We start from the raw sequence: 20,349 nt of genomic DNA, 5'->3' as shown, positions 1-20,349 counted from the left end.
TTATGAGTCAAATTATTATTATACTAATTGTAGCTAATGCATTGGTATCTCTTAAAGGGTTTAACGATGCTGCCTTTTTTGATCGTTATAAATTTCAAGTTCAAAAAATTTTAGATGGAGAGAAAATACGAATGTTAACGTCTGGTTTTTTGCATGTTGATTGGTTGCATTTAGGTTTTAACATGTATGCTTTGTATTTATTTGGGAAAGTGGTAGACTCTAGTTTTGGAACATTAAACTTTATATTAATTTATTTTGTGAGTTTAATCGCTGGAAGCATGTATTCGTTATATCAACATAAAAAAGAGCCTTACTATAGTGCAGTAGGTGCGTCTGGAGCAGTGTCAGGAGTAATATTTTCTTCTATAATGTTGTACCCAGGTATGGAGTTAGTTATGTTGCCAATACCAGTTCCAATACCAGGATATGTTTTTGGTGTAGGGTATTTGTTGTATTCAATTTACGGAATGAAAAATCAAGCGGGAAATATTGGTCATTCAGCACATTTAGGTGGAGCGATAGGTGGATATTTAATAACATTATTGTTGCGACCAAGTGTGATAACAAATCACACGATAATGATTGGTGTTATGGCATTAATTATTGCAGGGTTATTTTTCTTTGGAGATAAACTAAAAATGAATAAATAAAAAAACCGAAACTAATGTTTCGGTTTTTTTTGAGCGAGAGACCAGGTTCGAACTGGCGACATTCAGCTTGGAAGGCTGACGCTCTACCAACTGAGCTACTCTCGCATTGATTGGTAAAGTTTTTAGCAATTACTTGCTATGTTTTTAATTAGAGCGGGAGACCAGGTTCGAACTGGCGACATTCAGCTTGGAAGGCTGACGCTCTACCAACTGAGCTACTCCCGCAGTAAAGCGGTTGCAAATATAAGACTGTTTCTAATATCTGCAAAGACTTTTTTGAAAAAAAATAATGAAAAATTCACTATTTAGGTATAACTTTCAGAAAGTGAATACTATAAGGTTTTGAAAAAAATATATACAACAAGAGCATTTTTAGATATGAGCATAAAATCTAAATTTTTTACTGTAACAAAGTGTACTAAAACCAGTTTTAATATTCCTGTGGAGTATCGTGAATTATGATGCTTAACATGATTTAAAAATTAAAAAGAAACTAATTTACAGATAATCAATTAAAAAAGATTATCTTTGCCACGTTCAAGTAGAACACCTTAATTATTTCAAGGTAGTATATATATTAATTAGTTTTTTTGAGTTTATTCTCTTCTTGCCTTTTTTTATTTCATTATTCCTTTATTTTTTTTAAGTGTTTATAAGCATAATAGCTTTTTATAAATGTGTAATAACATTATAAAAGGTCATATAAAGGTTCTTCTTTTACACAACAATATATAATAATTTAAAATTTAAGTAAGATGCAAGAAGGCACAGTAAAATTTTTTAACAGCTCAAAAGGATTTGGATTTATTACATCATCAGAATCAGGAGAAGATATTTTTGTACACAACTCAGGGTTAATTGACGATGTTAGAGAGAATGACAAAGTACGTTACGATACCGAACAAGGTAAAAAAGGCTTAAACGCTTTTAATGTAGAAATTGTAGATTAAAGTTGTGGTTATTTTATAACCTAAACCTAACTATACAAAAGAGACTATCTGAAAAGATAGTCTTTTTTTATGTTTAATTTTTAAGCGAATTACCTTTTAAAATAAAAGGTAATCCAAACTCAGAACTCAAGAGTAATAAAAAGAGTATAGGTTTAAGAAGTGAGAAATCTGAACCAAATAATAAAGACTAAAAGAATAGTAACTGATGAAAATATATTAAAAAAGAGTTGGAAAAAATTGAAAAATCTGTCTTTGTCAGCTAGAGTTGTTCTATGTTTTTATGGAAGTTTTTTGATCTACTTATAAGAAAACTTGAACCTTTTCTCATAAAAAAGAATATTAAGAATAATGTGTTTATAATAAGTCCATGCATGTGAGCAAAATTATTAAAAATAGAATAAAGTAAAACTGTAGTTAACCCGATCTTTTTTCTTTAGACAGGAATATGGTTATAAAAAGAATGGTTATGTAATGTGAAAAAGTGGCATAAAAGCCACCCAGAATTATTTCTCTTGAACAGGTACACAACAAGAAGTGTTTTGATTAGGACCTGAAGCTATGCAGCAAGGGTTGTATCCTCCTTTGATTGTTTGTTGTTCTTTTTTGTTCAATACAGAACCTAAGATTGAAATGTTCTTTAACATAATTTAAGTTTTAAAGTTTCTCAAATTTAAAAAGTAAAAATTAAGATTAATAAGAAAAAGACATAATAAAAGTAAGGATAATCCTTACTTAACTAAAATTAACATACAAAAAACTGTAGTATGAGTGATAAAAAAAGAACCCACTCAAAGATTGAGTGGGAAAATTGCTATAAAAAAGAACTTAAGACGTCTCTTAAGTACTACGAAGTTAATTAGAATTTAATGAATAATAAAATAAAAAAAACGTAATATAAGTAAGGTTTTATGTTACTTTTTCGAACTTATTTGAAGTATCCTAGAAGAAAGATTTTTCATCTCTTATAACTTTAAGAAAATGGAAACCATATATTTCAAAGCCTTCGTTATAATAAAATTTATGAGACTTTCTATTAGCAGTATAGGTGTTTAACTCAACAGCCTCATAACCTTTGAGTTTTGTGTAATCATAAACCCATTTAAAAAGTTGTTTACCAATATTATTACCTCTGTATGCTTCGTCAACAATCACATGATCAGGCTCTACGCTTTTACCAATATAGTGTCTAGTGCTGTACCAAAGTCCGCAAATACCTATAAGCTTATCATCATCATAAACTCCAATACATTCATAGTTTGAATATTCAGCCATTTCTAAAACTCTAACTTCTAAAATATCTTGCGGTGTAGTGGTGTTTGCTTTACGTAAAAGAGGAAGGATTGTAAGAATATCTTCTTTACTAATTAGGTTAAAACTTATATTCATTCTGTATTTTTGGATTAAAGAAATTTAAGATGATAAAAATAAAAAATATATCAGCTCAAGAAACTTATAATATTCGATTAACTGTTTTACGAAATAACGTTGACCTACCTTATAAGTTTAAAGAAGATGAGCATGAAAGTACTTTTCATTTAGGGGCTTTTCACAATAATAAATTGGTAGGTATAGCATCTTTTATACAGAATAAAACTGATGTTATTAAAGGTGAGCAATTTCAATTAAGAGGAATGGCAACATTACCAGAAGTTAGAGGGATGGGAGCCGGAAGAATGTTAGTAGAAGAAGCTAAAAGTGTTTTAAAGAGTAAGGATATTACTACTTTATGGTGTAATGCAAGAAAAGAAGCTACTGGTTTTTATGAAAGTTTGGGTTTTACAATAATAGGAGAGGAGTTTGAAGTAGAGCAAGTTGGGCTTCATTATAAAATGTATTATATTGTAAACTAGAAGTTTGTTTGTCGACCATTACTCAAAACTAAAACACTTTAAAATGAAAACTCTAGCGTTATTACTTATTTTATGTTCTTTATTCTCATTTAATATATTTTCACAGCAAAAAGAAGTGAAAATTATTCCCGAAAAACTAACAGAGAATATATATGTTTTAAAAGGACAAGGAGGTAATATAGGAATTTTTATAGGAGAGGATGGGGTATTTATGATTGATGATCAATTTGCTCCTTTAAGTAAAAAGATACTAGCTACCATCAAAACGATTACAGACAAACCTATAACCTACTTGATTAACACGCATTGGCACGGAGACCATACAGGTGGAAATGCTAACTTTCAAAAAGAAGGTGCTGTGATAGTATCTCATAAAAACGTACGTAAACGTATGAGTACAGGTCAGGTTATTAGAGGTAAAAAAAGACCTGTATCACCAAAAGAAGCGTTACCAATCATTACATTTTCAGAAGATATACAGTTTTATATTAACGATGAACCGATTATGATTACACATATTCATAATGCACATACTGATGGTGATGCGTTAGTGTATTTTGGAAATAGTAATGTGTTGCATGTAGGGGATGCTTACTTTCAAGGAAAGTTTCCATACATAGATATAGACTCTGGAGGATCTATTGATGGATACATAGAAGGTATTCAAAAAATGATAATGCTAGCCGATGATGATACTCAAATAATTCCTGGACATGGAAACGTGTCGTCAAAAAAAGAGTTGAAAGTATATTTAGAGATGTTAAAAGACTTAAAAAGCGTTGTAGTGTCAGAAATTAAAAAAGGAGCAAGTTTAGAAGAGATTAAAAATAACCTTACAATAACGGAAAGTTATAAAAATTATAATGGCTGGATTACAGAAGAAAAAATAAAAGAAGCGATTTATAAAAGTTTGAAAATGAAGTAAAAGTAAAAACCCAAATCGAATGATTTGGGTTTTGTAGCGAGGAGCAGATTTGAACTGCCGACCTCAGGGTTATGAATCCTGCGCTCTAACCAACTGAGCTACCTCGCCTGATTGCGGGTGCAAATATAATTACTTTTTGGTTTTAGGCAACAAACATTTAAATTTTTTTTTAAAAAATAATTATATATATTGGCACTTAAAGAAAAAAATAAATGAGCAAAGTTAAATTTGAGTTAGAGTTCCCTATTCATGCATCTCCAAGCATGTTATATCAATATTTTGCAACACCAGCAGGTTTAGAAGAATGGTTTGCAGACAGAGTGAATTCACGAGGAAAGCTTATTACTTTTATTTGGGATGATTCTGAAGAAGAAGCAAAGATTATTACCAAGAAAGCAGACGAGCGTATTAAGTTTAAATGGACTGAAAGTGAAGGTGATGATAGTTATTTTGAGTTTAAAATAGAGGTAGATCCATTAACAAAAGATGTTGCTGTAATTGTTACAGATTTTGCTGATGATGAAGACGATGCAGAAGAAGCAAAAATGCTTTGGCAAAATCAAATAGAAGAATTAAAGCATACAATAGGAGCTTAACATACAAGGAGAAAAGAACTAAAAGATAAACTCGGCAATTTTGTCGAGTTTTTTTGTGGCTAATATTCACCTAAATTGTAAGTTTGCAATTAAAATTTTAAGAAATGGTAAACTTTAATGGAACTTTAATTTCTGATAACGAAGTACAAATTTCAACAAAGAATAGAGCTTTTAAATATGGAGATGCTATTTTTGAAACAATCAAAGTATTAAATGGTAAAGTTGTTTTTGTTGAAGACCACTATTTTAGGTTAATGGCATCGATGCGAATGCTTCGTATGAAGATACCTATGGAGTTTACCCTTGAGTTTTTACAAGATGAAATTCTCAAAGTAATAAAAGAATTACCTAAATCTTCTACTTACAGAGTACGATTAACTGTTTTTAGAAAAGATGGAGGTTTGTATGCTCCAGTTACAAATGAGATAGATTATATAATTGAAGGAACTCCATTAGAGTACACGGAAAAAGAGGTGTATAGAATGGATGTTTTTAAAGATTTTTATAATTATTCAGGATTACTTTCAACGATTAAAACAACAAATAGAATGTTGAATACATTGGCTGCTGTTTTTGCTGAAGAAAATGATTTAGATAACTGTATTTTGCTAAATGAACGTAAAGGAGTCGTTGAATCTATTAACGGAAATATTTTTATAATAAAAGGAGGTGTCATAAAAACTCCTGCTTTAACTGAAGGCTGTATTAAAGGAATTATCAGAAAAAAAGTAATTGAAATTATAGAAAAGCACCCAGAATATACAATAGAAGAAACTACTATTTCTCCTTTCGAAATTCAAAAAGCAGACGAAGTTTTTATAACCAATGCTATTGTTGGAATTCAGTCAGTTACCAATTATCGTAAAAAAGAGTTTTCAACAGAAATAACGAATAAAATAAAAAGTAGCTTAAAGCTTGCAATAGTAACTAGCTAGAGCTAGTTCATTTGAATATCGCTAGGAGCATTAGCCCAAATTTTATACTTACCACCTCGCTGCAATAATTTGTCTTTCCAGAAATTCTGGTCATTGGTGGTTAAAATATTTTCGTAGTCATTCTCTGCTATAAACCAAGAGCTCATTAATAACTCTTCTTCCAGTTGGTTTGTTCCCCAACCAGAATATCCTAGAAAGAAACGAATATCACCAGCCTTTAACTGTTTACTGTTTAATAACTCTTTTAAAAGATCAAAATTTCCCCCCCAGTAAATACCGTTTGCAACTTCAATACTATCAGGAAGTAAGTGTGGAACTTTATGGATAAAATATAAGTTATCCTGTTCTACTGGTCCGCCTTGATATACTGTAAAATCACAGTCTATCTCAGGAACTAAATCGCTAAGTACGTGGTCTAAAGGTCTGTTTAAAATAAAACCCACCGAACTTTTCTCATTATGTTCAGTAAGTAAAACAATGGTTCTTTTAAAAGAACTATCATTTAAAATTGCTGGTTCAGCAATTAACAACCTACCTTTTTCCGGTTTAAATGCAACCATAATTTTTTAGTTTATAAACACTAAGGTAAATAAAATTTTAATAAAATTTTAACAAAAGTGTTAAAAAACCAGAGGAAATAGGAAAAAAACGGTAATTACATTTTTTCTAAAACGCTAATAACTTCATTTTTTTTACGAACTGAAACAGGAACCGTTGTTTTGTTTTTTAAAACTAAATAACCACCATCAGATTTTATGAATTCTTTAATGAATTGAATATTAATAAGATGGCTTTGGTGTACACGTAAGAAATCATATTCTTTTAACATGTCTGCAAAGTGTTTTAAAGTTTTTCCAACCAATATTTTTTGCCCATCATTCATAAAAAACTCTGTGTAATTATTATCTGACTGACAACGAACAATATCATCTAAATTTACTACCATTATCTTGTCAGAAGTGTTTAATGATATCTTTTTAGGACGTTGATTTGGTTTTGTAATGGATTGTTGAAGTACAGTTAACTGTTCTTTATCGGGTTTAATTTGATTTTTTGCTTTGCTAATAGCATTTGTTAAATCGTCATTTGAATATGGTTTTAGTACATAGTCAATAGCAGCAAACTTAAAAGCTTTAATAGCATACTCGTCACTAGCTGTAACAAAAATAATTTTTGAAGATAGGTTTGGATGAATTTCTAAAACATCGAAACCTGTACCATCACCTAACATAATATCTAAAAATAAAATATCTGGTTGTTGTTTACGTAAAACTTTTGAAGCTTCAACCACACTTTTAGCAGTGCCAATAATTTCAATTTCTGTATGAAACTGAGTAAGGTCGTTTTGCAACATATTTAAAGCTGTAGGCATATCATCTACTAAAATTGCAGTAAGTTTTGTCATAGTGTTTTAAATTAACTCGAAAAGTGTTATTTCTGGTCTTACATTAAATCGTACCTGCCATAAGTGACCTAATGCTCTATTTATATATAAAGTTCTACCGTCTTCTAAATCTATTTCTCCAGAAGCATATTTTTTGTTTTTTACAGGGATCATAAATGGAGGTAAAAAAGGAGGTTTTACTTGTCCTCCGTGTGTGTGACCAGCAAGAATCCACCCTTTGTAATTGTTCCAAACATCTAAATCACAAACGTCAGGGTTATGGCATAATACAAGGTTTGCTATTTTGTCGTTATATTGACTCATAATTGGTTCTGGATTAAAATTTGTTCCCCAATAATCGTCAAGCCCTATAAAATTTAAACCGCTATATTCTTTTTGTTCATTCCTTAAAACTGTTACTCCCGATTGTTTTAATAAGTCGGATATTTTATTAGATACGTTCGTTTCTTTCCAGTTTTTTCCATAGTCATGATTTCCTAAAATACCAATTGTAGCAATTTTTCCTTTCACCGAAAAATTTAAAACTTCTTTTAATTGTTCAAACTGTTCTTCGTTATCATAACTAACATAATCTCCTGTGTAAACTACAAAATCAGGATTTAAATTTTGTGCTTTTTTAAAAGAGTCTATAATGTAAGTGTAATCAAATCGGTTTCCTATATGAATATCACTTATTTGCATAAGTGTTTTACCTGTTAGACTTTGAGGTAAGTTTTTAATAGGCATTTTTTTTTTAACAAACTCTAACCAGTTGGGTTCTATTTGCCAACTATAAAGACCAGTTAACAAACCTGTTCCGATAAGACTAAGTAGCGATTTTTTAACGAACTTTCTTCTTTTCATAGTTTAATTACTGAGTTTTTAAAAATCGGTTTTTAAAGGAATTTTAAAAAGCACTTTAGTTCCTGTTATTTCGCTCTCTTTGCGTATTTCACTTATAGAAAAAGTACTTTTGTTTGATAAATTTTGAATTCGCTCTTGTGTAACTTTTAAAGCTACCGATTTATGTGAGCTTACTTTTTTTAGTCCTTTTGATTGATGAATTCCAATCCCGTTATCTACTATTTCACAATGTAAAAGGTCTCTATTTACAGAGAAATTAATCTCAATTTTTCCATTTTCTACAGAAGAAATTCCATGTTTTATACTATTCTCAACAAAAGGTTGTATAAGCATTGGCGGAATTAAAATTTCTTCAGAATCTATGGTAAGGTTTGTAGTTATAGAATACTCAAAAGTGTTTGAGTTCATCTGTTGTTCCAGTTCAATATAGTTTTTTAACGTTGTAATTTCTTCTGCTAAACTAATTTCTTCTTGTCTAGAGTTGTGTAAAACACCACGTAAAAGTGTGGCAAACTTACTAATTGTAGTATTTAATTCTGCCGACTTACCCGAATTACCTAATGCCTTAATTCCATTTAAAACATTGAAAATAAAATGTGGATTCATCTGTAATTGTAATGCTTTTTGCTCTAGTGATATTAAGTGGTTTTCCAGCTCTAGCTTCGCTACCTTAGCTTTATTCTTAGCTTGAATTCTTCGAATGTATAACCAAATAGTGAGAGTTAAAATTAAACAGGCTAATCCAACGCTAGACCAAATAAACCAGTTTTTCTTATAGATAGGTGTGTCAATAAAAAAACTAAACTCAATAGGATTACTTTCTGTTTTTCCTACTCTTGATTGAGCGGAAAAGGTGTAGTTTCCTGGAGATAAATAAGCTAAATCAATTGTACTCTTGCTACTCCAAGGACTTGCTTGGTTGTTAAGCTTGTATCGATATTCTAACTTATTAGAATTACTAATATTGATAGTTTTGTAATAAAACGAAATATGGTTTTTATCAGCAGGTAGCTGTAGCGTTTTTTTGTAGTTGTTAATATTAATACTATCTAGAGAAGTAAAAACAACCTCGATGTTTTCAAAATAAATAGTAGGCTTTTTCTGTACAGGTTTATCACTTTTAATGAAGTAAACCCCTTTGTCTTTTGTAGAAACCCAAGTGTTTTTTTCGTTGTCTTGAAAAGCACTAGTAATTTTATTGGTGGTTAAGGTGTTGTATTTATTAATGTTTCTAACAAAGTTAAAATTAACATCTAAAACTTCAATACCTCCATCATCTGAAATAATCCAAAACTGTTCATCTATTTTTTTGATGCCAGTAATATTTTGTGTGGTGATGGTTTGTGTTTCTACTTCATCGTTTGTAATAAACTTAAGACCTTTATTGTAGGTAGTTGCAACAACGGTTTCACCATTAATTAAAATGGAAGTATAGTTATTTACATCAATTCTTTTTAGAACTTTCGGATTGATAAGTTTGTCGAGTTTCCATAAAGACTTGTTCGTTGCTATCCAGTAAAACTCTCCGTCGAATAACATATCATTTACACGGTTTAGGTCAATTTGAAAATTGGTACGTAAGGGAGAGAGGTAGTCTTCACGAACCCTAACAATTCCTTTGTCAGTGCCTAAAAAAGTGTGATTTTTTGTAATTAAAATACAGTTAACATTGTTGCCTTCAAAATTAGTAATCCCACGATGATTTTTTATACTTAAACCTTTGTTGGTGCCAATAAAAACGGTGTTTTCTTTTGTGGAAACAGTATTGATACTGTTAGAAACTAGTCCACTTTTTGTAGTAAATGTTGTAAACTCATTTCCATTAAAACGTATTAACCCGTTGTTAGATGCTAACCATATATAACCAGTTTTATCTTGAATACCGTTGTTTATATGTAAGCTAGGTAACCCGTTGTTTTTTGTGTAGGTTTTTAAAGGGTGGTTTTGGGCAGAAATACTTATCAGGCCATAAAAAAAACAGCAAAGTAGTAAAAAAACAGAATTTTGTATTGAGTGTTTTTGAGTACTCAATACAAAACTGTTTTTCATAGTTGTTTTTGTAATATGATGTTGGGTTTTCATTATAACAAACATACTTAAATTAAACGTCATTACGAAGGGAAGGAGGTTGAAGTAATTACTTTTATTATGAGGTTTTCCTAAGTTCGTAATGACGTTTGTTCAACAATTATTAGTTACTTCATAGCGTATAAACGTTTGTTATTGGTATCTGGTTTTACATGCTCTAACTCTCCGTAAGGTTTAGTTAAAGGTTTTAAAACACATAGTGCAGAAGATTTACCTTTTATAATTAATTGACTGTTTTTTACAGTATACGTCCATCTAAATTTTTCTACAGGAATATTTGTTTTCTCAACTTCCTCCATTAAACCTTCTTCGCTAGCAATGAAATCCATGATTTCTTCTTGCATTACAAAGTGAGGAATTTCGTTGTCAGAGTTATGATAATCTAATTCTAGATTTACAGGAATGATATACTGAATAGTATAAGGCTCTCCTACATAACGCTCTCTTTCATTGTTTAAAGCATCGTACCAAGCAATTTCCTTTTCTTCTGGATATTTTTTAGCGATTTCTTTTGATAAATCTACTTTCCCAGGTGAATTAGCAGTTGGATAAAATACATAGTACGGTTGTGCTAAATAATGGTTCGAAAATTCACCTCCAAAAACATTATAGTATGGTGATACAACTACTTGAGGGATTTTATTTTTGGTTATAAAAGCACTTTTTAAAGTGTTTACTAAATCAGTGTTTTCTGCCAATTGATTGGTGTGAAAAATAATTCTAGTATCATCTGTAATAGCTTCACTTTTTACAGAGGGTAATGCACCTTTAGTAATTGTTTTTTGTAAAGTTTCAGTGGTTACTTTATCTCCATTAACTACAGTTTCTAAGCTCATTGCTTGGAAAGGATTGTTGTTATTTACGATGTGAACTTCTCCGTAAGGATTTTCAGTAGTATTCTTATTCATCCAAGAAATAATTTCTTCTACTGAATATTTACCATTGATTATTTCATAGTTTTTTTCTTTAAAATATACTCTGGCACTGTCGTAAAAATGACTGTTTCCTTTGTCGTTTCCTGTAATAAATACCACGGGCTTTCTGTATTCTACAACTGATTTTTCAATTGTTTCTTCAGTGGTAGCAATGTTTCCCAGTTCTTGATTTTTATTGTCGCTTTTTGTGTTGTTGCAACTTGAAAATACTCCGATTAGTAGTAGTAATCCCATTACTGTACCTACTTTTAAAATGTTTTGTTTCATAGTTTTTGTTTTAAGGTTATTATAGTTACTATTATTGTTGTAAAATGATGGTTACATCCTTTCCTAAATTCATACTAGTTGATAGTTTATTTAAGATGTTAGGAAGGTTTCGGTCATTAATCCATTGACCGTTTTCTTGTTTTTCAACAGAAGCGATTAATCCGCTTGTGTTTATTTGTAATTTTAAACTTGTGTATTTTCCTAAATACATTTTTAATACTGATGAATAATTGTTGTTAGACCACATAATTGTTGTTTTTATATGATCAAAATTACCACAGATGTAGAGGCTAATTTGGAGTAAATTAGAATTCGTAGTAGATAAATTAGAATTCGTTGATTTTTATATGAAAGGTAATTAAATGTAGAAAAAATATACCCAATTATCCAGTAGGAACCTGATAATTGGGTAATCTAAATATCTTGATTGTATTCTAATAGAAAAACTATTTTTAATCTATTAATAACAATCCGTTTTAATTTGATTATTCTTTTTAAAGTGATCTAAAGATGTGTTTAGTTTATTTGAAGTTATCTGTTCTAATACCTTCTCAACACCTTTTAGCATTTTGATAGAACCACAAATCATGATGGTTCCTCTGTTTTGTAAAACAGTAGTAATTGTAGTCTCTTCTTTTAATAATAAATCTTGTACATACTCTTTCTGTTGTTCTTGAGAATAGGCAATATGAATATTGTTGTGTTCTATGTTTTTTAACAAAGGAGTATACATTCTTAGAGACTCTTTAGTTCTTCCTCCCCAGAATAAATGCGCTTTTGTACCATTTTTATGTTGTAACATTCCTAAAAAAGGAGCAATACCTGTTCCGTTAGCAATAAGGACTACTTCTTTCTTTTTCTTGGGAAAATAGAAGTCTTTATTTTGTTGAATATTTGCTTGAATTGGTTCGTTTTCTTCTAGTTGATAGAGTAGGTTAGAGCATACTCCAAGTTCATGTTTTTTTATACTAAGTATAATATCATCATCTATTTTACCAACAGAATATAAACGTTCAATATTGTCTTCTTTTGGTGTGATAGCTAATAAATCACCAGAGTTAAAACGAATTTTTTTAGTTGGTTGTAAGCGGACCAAAAAGGAATCGTCGTTGTTTAAGTCAGTTTTAGAAACTGTGGTAAAAGTTTGTTGTTTTTTTTGCTTTTTTACCTCTTGTGTCAATTCAAAATTAATTTCAGTTTTTTCGCTCCATAAATGTCCCCAAGTTTTAAAATCTTGAAAGGATTGATTATTGATTTTATAAACAGGTACAAGAGTTTTAAACTTAGGAAGTTGCTGTAGTGTAATATCTATATCAATAGCAAATTGACAAAAATGAGGGTATGCCCTAGAACCAAAACCTACAACCGAATAGTTAACTGTATTTTGAATAGTTGTTTGTTGAGCTAACTGTGTGAATTTATTAGCATTAGAAGGAGCTTCACCTTCTCCGTAAGTTGAAGTTAATATGATTAGATGTTTCGCACCCTTATACGAAGCATAGTTGTTTAAGATGTCAATGAAAACAGTTTTATTGCTTTTAATTAAAGCATTGTGTAAAGACGAAGCAAAAGGGTAGGTATTGTTTGTTTCTGAACCTACTAAAATAATAATTTCGGCATTGTCTTTAGTAGTTTTATTTTTTGGAAGCGTTTTTTTCTGTGTTCTATTTAAGGTCATCGAAAACCCTGAATAGATAAAAAACAGGATAGATATTGAAGAAAGTAATAATACAATTGACCAAATAATTGTTCCGTTTCCTGTGTGTAATAATAAACTCCAGTTTAAGAGTATACTTGTTAAAGAAAGGTTTTCTTTACTAATGATCGTTCCTGTATACTGATGAATTAGTAGCTCGCTATCGGTTAGTTTTACAAAAAAGTAATCTTCCTCATCTTCAGAAAAAGGGAATTCTACGCTTTTTACTTCGTTTAGAGAGGTGTTTTTAAATGTAGGGAAATCAGCAACTGCTATTTTTTTGTTAGAAGAAGCTGAAGAAAAATTATAAGAGTGATTAATTTTTTCTTTGGGTAAAACTGAAAATCTATCTAGTGATAAATACACTCCTGTTAGTGTGATGATAATTATCGGAATAAATGTGTAACGACCAATTATAATATGATAATACTGTTCAAAATTTTCTTTTACAATTTTAGAAAAAAATTGTTTGAATCCACCTTGTCGTTTAGCAATTAGTATGAGTCCAGTTACCGCAATTAAACAAAGTAAAAATGAAATAAAGCCAACGATAAATCTTCCTGTAGATTTTAAAAATAAAGATCTGTGTAAGCTAGTAGCAAACTGAAAAATAGGTTTCTTTTTTTCCATATTACCTAATTTTTCTCCTGTAGTTGGGTTTACATAAAATGTGTCACTTTTTCCTTCTTTGGTAACTACCGAAGCTGTTACAAAATCATTCTCATCAATAGTGATAGAAATTATTTCGTCGTATTGTTTTTGTAGTTCAGAAATTGTTTGAGCAAGTGTAATTTCTTCAGTATTAGAAATACTGTAGTCTGAAAGCTGTTTTGAGATAGGTTCAAAAGATAAAACAATACCTGTAACGGCAGCAACGAGTACGAAAAGGAAAGAAGATATAGCCAAAGTTAAGTGGCTATATCTCCATATAGAAGTGGTCATTTTTGTTAGCTATTTCTATTTAGTAAAATTATTGAGGCATTAAGCGGATGTAACGAATAAACCCATTTCCTTCAAATTTACCTTTAAGATTATCGGTAGTTAATTCAAATTCTACATCGTTTTTGTAGTACTCTTGATCTTCTACAGCCGATTCAAATCTAATTTTATATCCTTTGTTAATTTTATCGTTATCAATTTTTAAAACGGTAATTGCTCGGTTACCTCCGCTAATGGTTGCACCAGTAACAGCGTCAATATCTGTACGAACCTTTCCTTGGAATTTCCACCATTCAGTAATATCAGAGTACCATTCTTCATCATCACCTTGAACGTACAATGTTTGTTCGTATTCTCCATTAGGGCTTAATAATGAAATAGCGATGTAAGCACCTTCACCAGTATAATTTTTCATCTGAATCATACATTTGTATGTGGCGCTATCATTTGTATTAAAAGCCATTAATGTTAATACAGTTATAAAAAGAGCTATGATTTTTTTCATTTTATATTGATTTATTTTAAAAAGCTAATATCTATTTTTTTCTTGTTTAAGATTTCATTTTCTTTAGCTAAATCGTGTACTGTTTCATCAAAATCAGTAGTAATTGATTTGTTAGCTCCAATACTTAATAAATATTTTATTACTTTGGTATTATTAGCCTGCATAGCAGCTAAATGTAATGGAGTTAAGCCTTCGCTATTTTTTGCATTTACATCAATTTTTAAAGTATTTACTTTTTTTAGTAAATCGATGCTGTTTTTCTCTACCGCAATATGAAATAAAGTATTGTTATTAGCTTGGAGTTGTGTTAAGTTTAATCCATTATTAGCTAAAAGACTCATTTTTTCATTAAAATCATTAACTTTCTTCGGATGATAACTTTTAATTAAATAATATGCTAATGAATTTTCATTAGCATCTTTTACTTGAATATTAGCTTTATTTTTTACTAAGTAATCTACAACAGTTTCAGAGTTGTATTCAACAGCATAAGTAAGTGCTGAATTCCCTTTTTTGTTTGTGTGATTGATGTTCTTTGTTTTTTCTGATAATAACTGAACAATTTCTAAAGAATTTCTACTAGCTGCGATAATTAAAGAAGTGTTACCGTTATCGTCAACTTGATTAGCATTTACACCTTTATCAAGGAAATAGTTGAAGGTATTTGAATCTTTGTTGCCACGAGCTAAATTATGAAGCGGTGTTTTTTCTTCTTTGTTAGTAATGTTAGGTTTGATACCTAAACTCTCTAAATATTTAAAAAACTTTAAAGTGTTGTAGCCACTTCGAGAACCTTGCGTAGCTAATAATATAGCGTTACCACCTTTTTTATTAAGTTTTTTATAAGGCAATCCTTTTTTTATTAGGAGTTCTAACATTTTTTTGTTGCCTTTTTTAGCAGCATAATTAAAAGCGCCATTACCATCACTATCAACACTGTGTAAGCTCAACCCTTTAGAAGTAAGGTATTTTGCAAAAGATAAATTTTTTAAGCTAGGTAATACTAATAGTAGGGCATTGGCTCCGTGTTCATCAACATCTGTTTTGATGTCAATTCCGTTTTGAATGCACAACTCATAAATTTCTTTATTAGTTTGTCCTGCATTTGCAGCAAAAGTCAACGGAGATAATTGATGAGAATCTTTTAAGTCCATACGAGCATTGTTAGCTATCAAATGCTTCATAATTTCAACATTGTTTTTATAAGCAGCCCAAAAAACATAGGTTCTTTTATCGTGTGTAATTTTGTTGACACCATTTCCTTTTTTAGTAAGTAAATGTTTGATTGTTTTATTAGGTGCATTTGCAAGAATAGCATAAGTAACAGAATCAAATCCATTCGGATTTAATGCTATCGCACTATTCCCTTCTTCTATTTTTTGTTCAACAAGTTCAATGGTAGGTTTTTCTTGCCAAAAAGACCTTTCAAAAAAGATGTTTTTTGTTTGTGCTTGAATTGCACTAATAAAAAGTACAAGAGCAAATGTTATGTGTTGTTTTTTCATGTGTATTCTACTTTTTTACAAAAGATTCTATTGCTTTATCAATTTGTTCTTCTTCTGAAGTCTCTTCAGAAAATAAGTGTTTGTATAAAGGTTTGTTATCTACTTTTTGTTCTAAAGAAAGGTTGGTATTTCTGCCATAAACTTCAGCCCATTTATTTCTAACTAGTTGCCATTTATTAGTGTTCTTTTTCCACCAATCTTGTGCAGCTTTACATTTTCTATCAGCTACTTTAACGTAGGTGTTATAACCTTTTTCGTGGGCTATAACAACATCTTTTTTACCAGTTTCTCGTATAATTTTTTTGTTATCTTGATCGTGTAACCAACCGTAACTCGTAATTTCATGGCGATTTCCTCTTTCAGTTACATTATAATCGCTTCTTTTAGTGTATTCTCTTCTTGGTAATGGTGCATCAGTAGTGTTTTCCCAGTAGCTTTTTCCATCTACATGAACCCAAGTAGCAGAGCCTTCATATCGTGGACTATCATCTACTTGATACACTTTTTGAGTCCATTGTTTCTTAACTTCTGATTTTGGTTTGGTTTGATATAGCCAGTTGTTATCGCCATTATACATGTAAAAATCAGTGTTTTCGTATAACCAATCTTGTCTCCAGTGTTTAACTATATGCGGATTTGAAGGATTTCCTACTTGTAATAAATGTTGAATTGAAATTTTGTTGTTTTCGTCAACAACTAATTCTGCCCACTCTAAAGCTTTGTCTTTTTTTGTTTTAGAAGGCTTATAAAGAGAGTCTTTACTGTTGTTAAAAGTCTCAGCAAAATTGAAAGTTACTTCATAACAACCACACATTTCTTTTATAGCTGCTCTATCTTTTTTCTTATTATTTTGAGCATTAATGGTAAGTGCAGATAGTAGTAATAAACTACCTAATAGTATTTTTTTCATCGTGAGTTTTGTTTGATTTTATTTTTCGACAAAAATATAACTTTTATTTAGATTGATTAAAAATAAAAGATATATTTGCAGGAAAATTATTAAGAATGTTTCTAAATAAAATTATTAGAATTTTATTATTGTTTGTTACGTTATCCTCTTTTTCACAAGAAGAGAGTAAGCAAGACAGTATTTATTACAATGAATTAGAAGAGGTTGTAATTACAGGGCAGTACAATCCACAATCAATAAAAAAGTCTGTACATAATGTAACAGTTATAGATAAAAAACAGATAGAGAAACAAGCAGCAAACAATTTAGCAGATTTATTAAATTTTAATCTAAACCTAACTGTTGTCCCAAACTCTCAATCAGGTAAGTCTACCGTTTCTTTTTTTGGATTAGACTCACAATATTTCAATATTTTGATAGATAATATTCCATTAGTTAGTGATAATGGATTGGGAAATAATATAGATTTAACTCAAGTTAATTTAGATGATGTTGAGCGTATAGAAATAGTAGAAGGAGCAATGGGAGTGGAGTATGGAGCTAATTCAGTATCTGGGGTAATTAATATAATTACCAAAAAATCAGTAAGGAGTAAATGGAATATCAGAGCAGCTTTGCAAGAAGAAACAGTTAGTGATGAATTTTCTTTTTTTGATAAAGGAAGACATATTCAAAGTGTGAATGTAGCACATAATATATCAGAAAATTTGTTTACTAGGGTTAGTTTTAATAGGAATGAATTTGCTGGTTTTTTTGATAATAGAAGAGGAAGAGATTATTATAAAAACGATGGTTTAAGAGGATATAGTTGGTTGCCAAAAACACAAATTAATACAAATGGTTTCTTAAACTATAAAAAAGAAGGTTTTAATATCAGCTATAGACTGAACTATTTTAATGAGTTAATAAACTTTTACAACGCTAGTGTGCGAGCCAATATTGATTCAGAAACTCAAACTAGTAACCCATCAGCAACAGATAGATTTTTTAGAACAAACAGGTTTGTTAATAGCTTAAATTTAAACGGTCAATTTAAAACAGGGATTACTTATTTTTTATCAGCTTCTTACCAAACTCAAAAGCGGTACTTAAATGAATTTAATTATTATATACTTAGTGGTAAAAAAACAAATGAAATTGACGAGGTTTATCAGTCAAGTGAAGTGTTCTTTTCTAAAGGAGCCATTAATGACTTTATAAAAAGTGATAAGCATAACTTTCAATTAGGTTATGAAACACGCTATATAAGTGGTTTTGATACACAAGCGTCTGGAGATGTTACTCAACAAGATAAGAAACAGACTCAAAGTAACTATGCATTGTATGGTTCTTCTGAAATAAATTTTTCAGATTCTTTTATGGTGCGCCCAGGTTTGAGATATGAATATAACTCTTTGTTTTCTTCAAAACTCTTAGGAGCTTTAAGTGTTTGCTATCTACTTAAAAATGGTTTTGAGCTTAGAGGTAATGTAGGGACTTCATATAGAACCCCAAATTTTGAAGAGTTATACTATTATCTTGTAGATTCTAATCATGATATGAGGGGAAATGAAAATCTAAATCCAGAAAATGGATATTCAGCCTCATTAAACTTAAAGAAAAGAAGTTGGTTTGATAAGACAAATGTATCATTACTCAACAGTATAAAAATTAACTACATAGATGTTAAAGATAAAATTGATTTAGCTATTGTGAATTCATCCCCTTTACAATATCAATATATAAATATTGATGCATATAAATTGTGGGGAATTTCTTCTACTAATAAAGTCAAAGCGGAAAATTGGGTATTTAACTTAGGAGCAACTTTGCAAGGAGTTTCTCGGATTGCAAATAATGAGACAAATGCAGAAAATGATTTCTTGTACTCATTTCAATTAAATACGAGTGCTACTTATGAAGTTGAAAAATGGCAAACAGCATTTACTTTATTGTTAAAGCATAATGGTAAACAACAAAATTATATAGCATCAGGTACAGATAATGAAGGGAACTCAGTTTTTTCAAAATCTACAACAGCAGCCTACAATTGGTTAGATGCTTCAGTAAAGAAATCATTTTTAAGGAACAAATTACAAGCAACTTTAGGAACCAGAAATTTATTTGATGTTACGAATGTAAATATAAGTAATGCAAGTACTGGTGGAGTACACTCGGTAAATAATAATTCTCTTTTACTGGGATACGGACGTTCATACTATTTAAAACTATTATATAATATCAATTTTTAAAATTAATAATCATGAAAAACAAGATTTTATCATTTATGTTACTAGCAACTATATGCTCATTTGTAAGTTGTGATAGTGATAATGATTTACCTTCAGACCCTATAAAAGTAGTAATTGAAGGAGCAACTGTTGCCCCAGAAGTAGGAGGGCCTAATCAACCTAACCAAGTGTATGTAGATTTAAGTACAAGTACGACAACAAAAATAAAAAGAGATTCTTGGGATTTAGGGTTTTATTCTGGAGATAAATTTAGGGTTGTTATAAATGGTTCAGTTTATATGGCAGCAGCTCAGTTATCATCTACCGATATAGATGCTGTTAATTCTTCAGATCAAGAGGTAAAAGATTTACAACCAAAAGTAGCTATAGGTACTTTTGATGCTACAAGTTCAGCATATATAGACGCACCAAGTGGAGATTTGAACACTACAGCAATTGCGGAAGTTTCAGATACTGAAGCTAATAATAAAGTATACTTAATAAACTTAGGAGATGAAATAGGTACGGAGAACCCTGCTACTGGAAGTGTAGACATCTCTGATGACTCTCGAGGTTGGAAAAAAGTTAGAATTTTAAAAGATGGAGATGCTTATGTTTTACAGTATGCAGATTTAGATGCGACTACACATAGTGAAGCAGTAATAACAAAAGCAAAAGATAATAATTTTTCTTTTTTCAGTTTTGATACAGAAAAAATAGTAAGTGTTGAACCTGCTAAAACTGAGTGGGATTTAAATTTTACGGTTTTTACAAATGAAATAGAAGGTTATGGTGCTTATGGTTACTCAGATTTTGTAATAAATAATATAAAATCAAATGTAAAGGTATATATGATAAATACAGAAACAGAAGATTTTACATATGAGGCTTTTGTCTTGGCAGATGTGAGCACAGAGCTTTTTTCAAACGATCAAAGAGGTATTGGTAGTAGCTGGAGAAATGGAGGAGGACCAGGAAGTTTACCTTCTCTTAAAGAAAATGTTTTTTATGTATTAGAAGATACCGATGGTAATATATATAAAATTAAATTTTTAGCTATGACAAATGACGCTGGAGAACGAGGTTACCCTGAGTTTGTATATAGTTTATTGAAATAATAATTTCGTTATTAAATTTTGT

General features: G+C 30.2%; 20 protein-coding genes and 3 tRNA genes. 8 read left to right on the top strand and 15 right to left on the bottom strand.

From position 1 onward, the window contains the following. Positions 1-2 precede the first annotated feature (2 nt). Complete coding sequence (locus ACQYZ7_RS14640) at positions 3-650, top strand: rhomboid family intramembrane serine protease (RefSeq protein WP_430730460.1); 648 nt, start codon at positions 3-5, stop codon at positions 648-650. 32 nt (positions 651-682) lie between these two features. On the opposite strand, the gene ACQYZ7_RS14635 is transcribed toward ACQYZ7_RS14640, so the two are convergent. Together ACQYZ7_RS14635 and ACQYZ7_RS14630 are read right to left on the bottom strand one after the other, a co-directional pair. Beyond that, a tRNA-Gly gene (locus ACQYZ7_RS14635) sits at positions 683-755 on the bottom strand. Between the two features lie 47 nt (positions 756-802). Next, a tRNA-Gly gene (locus ACQYZ7_RS14630) sits at positions 803-875 on the bottom strand. 530 nt (positions 876-1,405) lie between these two features. Between ACQYZ7_RS14630 and ACQYZ7_RS14625 the strand changes: the two genes are divergently transcribed. After that, on the top strand, positions 1,406-1,600 hold the full coding sequence (locus tag ACQYZ7_RS14625) for a cold-shock protein (protein ID WP_303507078.1): 195 nt from the start codon (positions 1,406-1,408) through the stop codon (positions 1,598-1,600). A gap of 503 nt (positions 1,601-2,103) precedes the next feature. Here the strand turns inward: ACQYZ7_RS14625 and ACQYZ7_RS14620 are convergent. Both ACQYZ7_RS14620 and ACQYZ7_RS14615 read right to left on the bottom strand, forming a co-directional pair. Further along, entirely contained in the window at positions 2,104-2,244 is a 141-nt protein-coding gene (locus tag ACQYZ7_RS14620) for a hypothetical protein (protein WP_430730459.1), read from the bottom strand. Positions 2,245-2,539: 295 nt separating this feature from the next. Continuing rightward, entirely contained in the window at positions 2,540-2,986 is a 447-nt protein-coding gene (locus tag ACQYZ7_RS14615) for a GNAT family N-acetyltransferase (RefSeq protein ID WP_430730458.1), read from the bottom strand. Between the two features lie 29 nt (positions 2,987-3,015). Here ACQYZ7_RS14615 and ACQYZ7_RS14610 point away from each other — a divergent pair, with 29 nt between their 5' ends. Together ACQYZ7_RS14610 and ACQYZ7_RS14605 are read left to right on the top strand one after the other, a co-directional pair. After that, positions 3,016-3,450, top strand: a complete 435-nt coding sequence (locus ACQYZ7_RS14610) for a GNAT family N-acetyltransferase (protein ID WP_430730457.1) — start codon at positions 3,016-3,018, stop codon at positions 3,448-3,450. Positions 3,451-3,493: 43 nt separating this feature from the next. Beyond that, entirely contained in the window at positions 3,494-4,375 is an 882-nt protein-coding gene (locus ACQYZ7_RS14605) for an MBL fold metallo-hydrolase (protein WP_430730456.1), read from the top strand. A gap of 34 nt (positions 4,376-4,409) precedes the next feature. Here ACQYZ7_RS14605 and ACQYZ7_RS14600 read toward each other — a convergent pair. Beyond that, positions 4,410-4,483, bottom strand: a tRNA-Met gene (locus tag ACQYZ7_RS14600). A 104-nt stretch (positions 4,484-4,587) separates the two neighbouring features. On the opposite strand from ACQYZ7_RS14600, the gene ACQYZ7_RS14595 reads away from it, so the two are divergent. Together ACQYZ7_RS14595 and ACQYZ7_RS14590 are read left to right on the top strand one after the other, a co-directional pair. After that, positions 4,588-4,971: an START-like domain-containing protein gene (locus ACQYZ7_RS14595; protein ID WP_430730455.1), complete on the top strand. Its 384-nt coding sequence runs from the start codon at positions 4,588-4,590 to the stop codon at positions 4,969-4,971. A 104-nt stretch (positions 4,972-5,075) separates the two neighbouring features. Next, on the top strand, positions 5,076-5,906 hold the full coding sequence (locus tag ACQYZ7_RS14590; protein ID WP_430730454.1) for an aminotransferase class IV: 831 nt from the start codon (positions 5,076-5,078) through the stop codon (positions 5,904-5,906). 2 nt (positions 5,907-5,908) lie between these two features. Here the strand turns inward: ACQYZ7_RS14590 and ACQYZ7_RS14585 are convergent, their stop codons facing one another. From ACQYZ7_RS14585 to ACQYZ7_RS14540, 10 genes are all read right to left on the bottom strand, one after another. Next, the gene (locus ACQYZ7_RS14585; RefSeq protein ID WP_430730453.1) at positions 5,909-6,466 is read right to left on the bottom strand and encodes a YqgE/AlgH family protein; all 558 of its coding nucleotides are present in this window, start codon (positions 6,464-6,466) and stop codon (positions 5,909-5,911) included. Between the two features lie 95 nt (positions 6,467-6,561). After that, the gene (locus ACQYZ7_RS14580; protein WP_430730452.1) at positions 6,562-7,311 is read right to left on the bottom strand and encodes a LytR/AlgR family response regulator transcription factor; all 750 of its coding nucleotides are present in this window, start codon (positions 7,309-7,311) and stop codon (positions 6,562-6,564) included. A gap of 6 nt (positions 7,312-7,317) precedes the next feature. Further along, the gene (locus ACQYZ7_RS14575; protein ID WP_430730451.1) at positions 7,318-8,154 is read right to left on the bottom strand and encodes a metallophosphoesterase; all 837 of its coding nucleotides are present in this window, start codon (positions 8,152-8,154) and stop codon (positions 7,318-7,320) included. Between the two features lie 18 nt (positions 8,155-8,172). Continuing rightward, positions 8,173-10,203, bottom strand: coding sequence for a sensor histidine kinase (locus ACQYZ7_RS14570; RefSeq protein ID WP_430730450.1), 2,031 nt, complete (start codon positions 10,201-10,203; stop codon positions 8,173-8,175). A 146-nt stretch (positions 10,204-10,349) separates the two neighbouring features. Next, entirely contained in the window at positions 10,350-11,444 is a 1,095-nt protein-coding gene (locus tag ACQYZ7_RS14565; protein WP_430730449.1) for a hypothetical protein, read from the bottom strand. 31 nt (positions 11,445-11,475) lie between these two features. Continuing rightward, a complete protein-coding gene (locus ACQYZ7_RS14560; RefSeq protein ID WP_430730448.1) occupies positions 11,476-11,691 on the bottom strand; it encodes a hypothetical protein in 216 nt (71 codons plus the stop codon). A 213-nt stretch (positions 11,692-11,904) separates the two neighbouring features. Continuing rightward, entirely contained in the window at positions 11,905-14,082 is a 2,178-nt protein-coding gene (locus ACQYZ7_RS14555) for a PepSY domain-containing protein (RefSeq protein WP_430730447.1), read from the bottom strand. A 28-nt stretch (positions 14,083-14,110) separates the two neighbouring features. Beyond that, positions 14,111-14,584: a DUF2271 domain-containing protein gene (locus ACQYZ7_RS14550; protein ID WP_430730446.1), complete on the bottom strand. Its 474-nt coding sequence runs from the start codon at positions 14,582-14,584 to the stop codon at positions 14,111-14,113. A gap of 11 nt (positions 14,585-14,595) precedes the next feature. Beyond that, positions 14,596-16,089: an ankyrin repeat domain-containing protein gene (locus ACQYZ7_RS14545; protein WP_430730445.1), complete on the bottom strand. Its 1,494-nt coding sequence runs from the start codon at positions 16,087-16,089 to the stop codon at positions 14,596-14,598. 7 nt (positions 16,090-16,096) lie between these two features. Then, positions 16,097-16,999, bottom strand: coding sequence for a DUF6607 family protein (locus tag ACQYZ7_RS14540; protein ID WP_430730444.1), 903 nt, complete (start codon positions 16,997-16,999; stop codon positions 16,097-16,099). A gap of 95 nt (positions 17,000-17,094) precedes the next feature. Here ACQYZ7_RS14540 and ACQYZ7_RS14535 point away from each other — a divergent pair, with 95 nt between their 5' ends. Together ACQYZ7_RS14535 and ACQYZ7_RS14530 are read left to right on the top strand one after the other, a co-directional pair. Then, on the top strand, positions 17,095-19,230 hold the full coding sequence (locus ACQYZ7_RS14535) for a TonB-dependent receptor plug domain-containing protein (RefSeq protein ID WP_430730443.1): 2,136 nt from the start codon (positions 17,095-17,097) through the stop codon (positions 19,228-19,230). A gap of 11 nt (positions 19,231-19,241) precedes the next feature. Then, the gene (locus ACQYZ7_RS14530) at positions 19,242-20,327 is read left to right on the top strand and encodes an HmuY family protein (protein WP_430730442.1); all 1,086 of its coding nucleotides are present in this window, start codon (positions 19,242-19,244) and stop codon (positions 20,325-20,327) included. The last annotated feature ends 22 nt before the right edge of the window (positions 20,328-20,349 follow it).

Origin of the sequence: Tenacibaculum sp. SDUM215027, assembly GCF_050566205.1 — a bacterium.
GTDB lineage: Bacteria > Bacteroidota > Bacteroidia > Flavobacteriales > Flavobacteriaceae > Polaribacter.
Note: the sequence above shows the minus strand (reverse complement) of the source record. Positions and strands in the feature narration are given on the sequence as shown.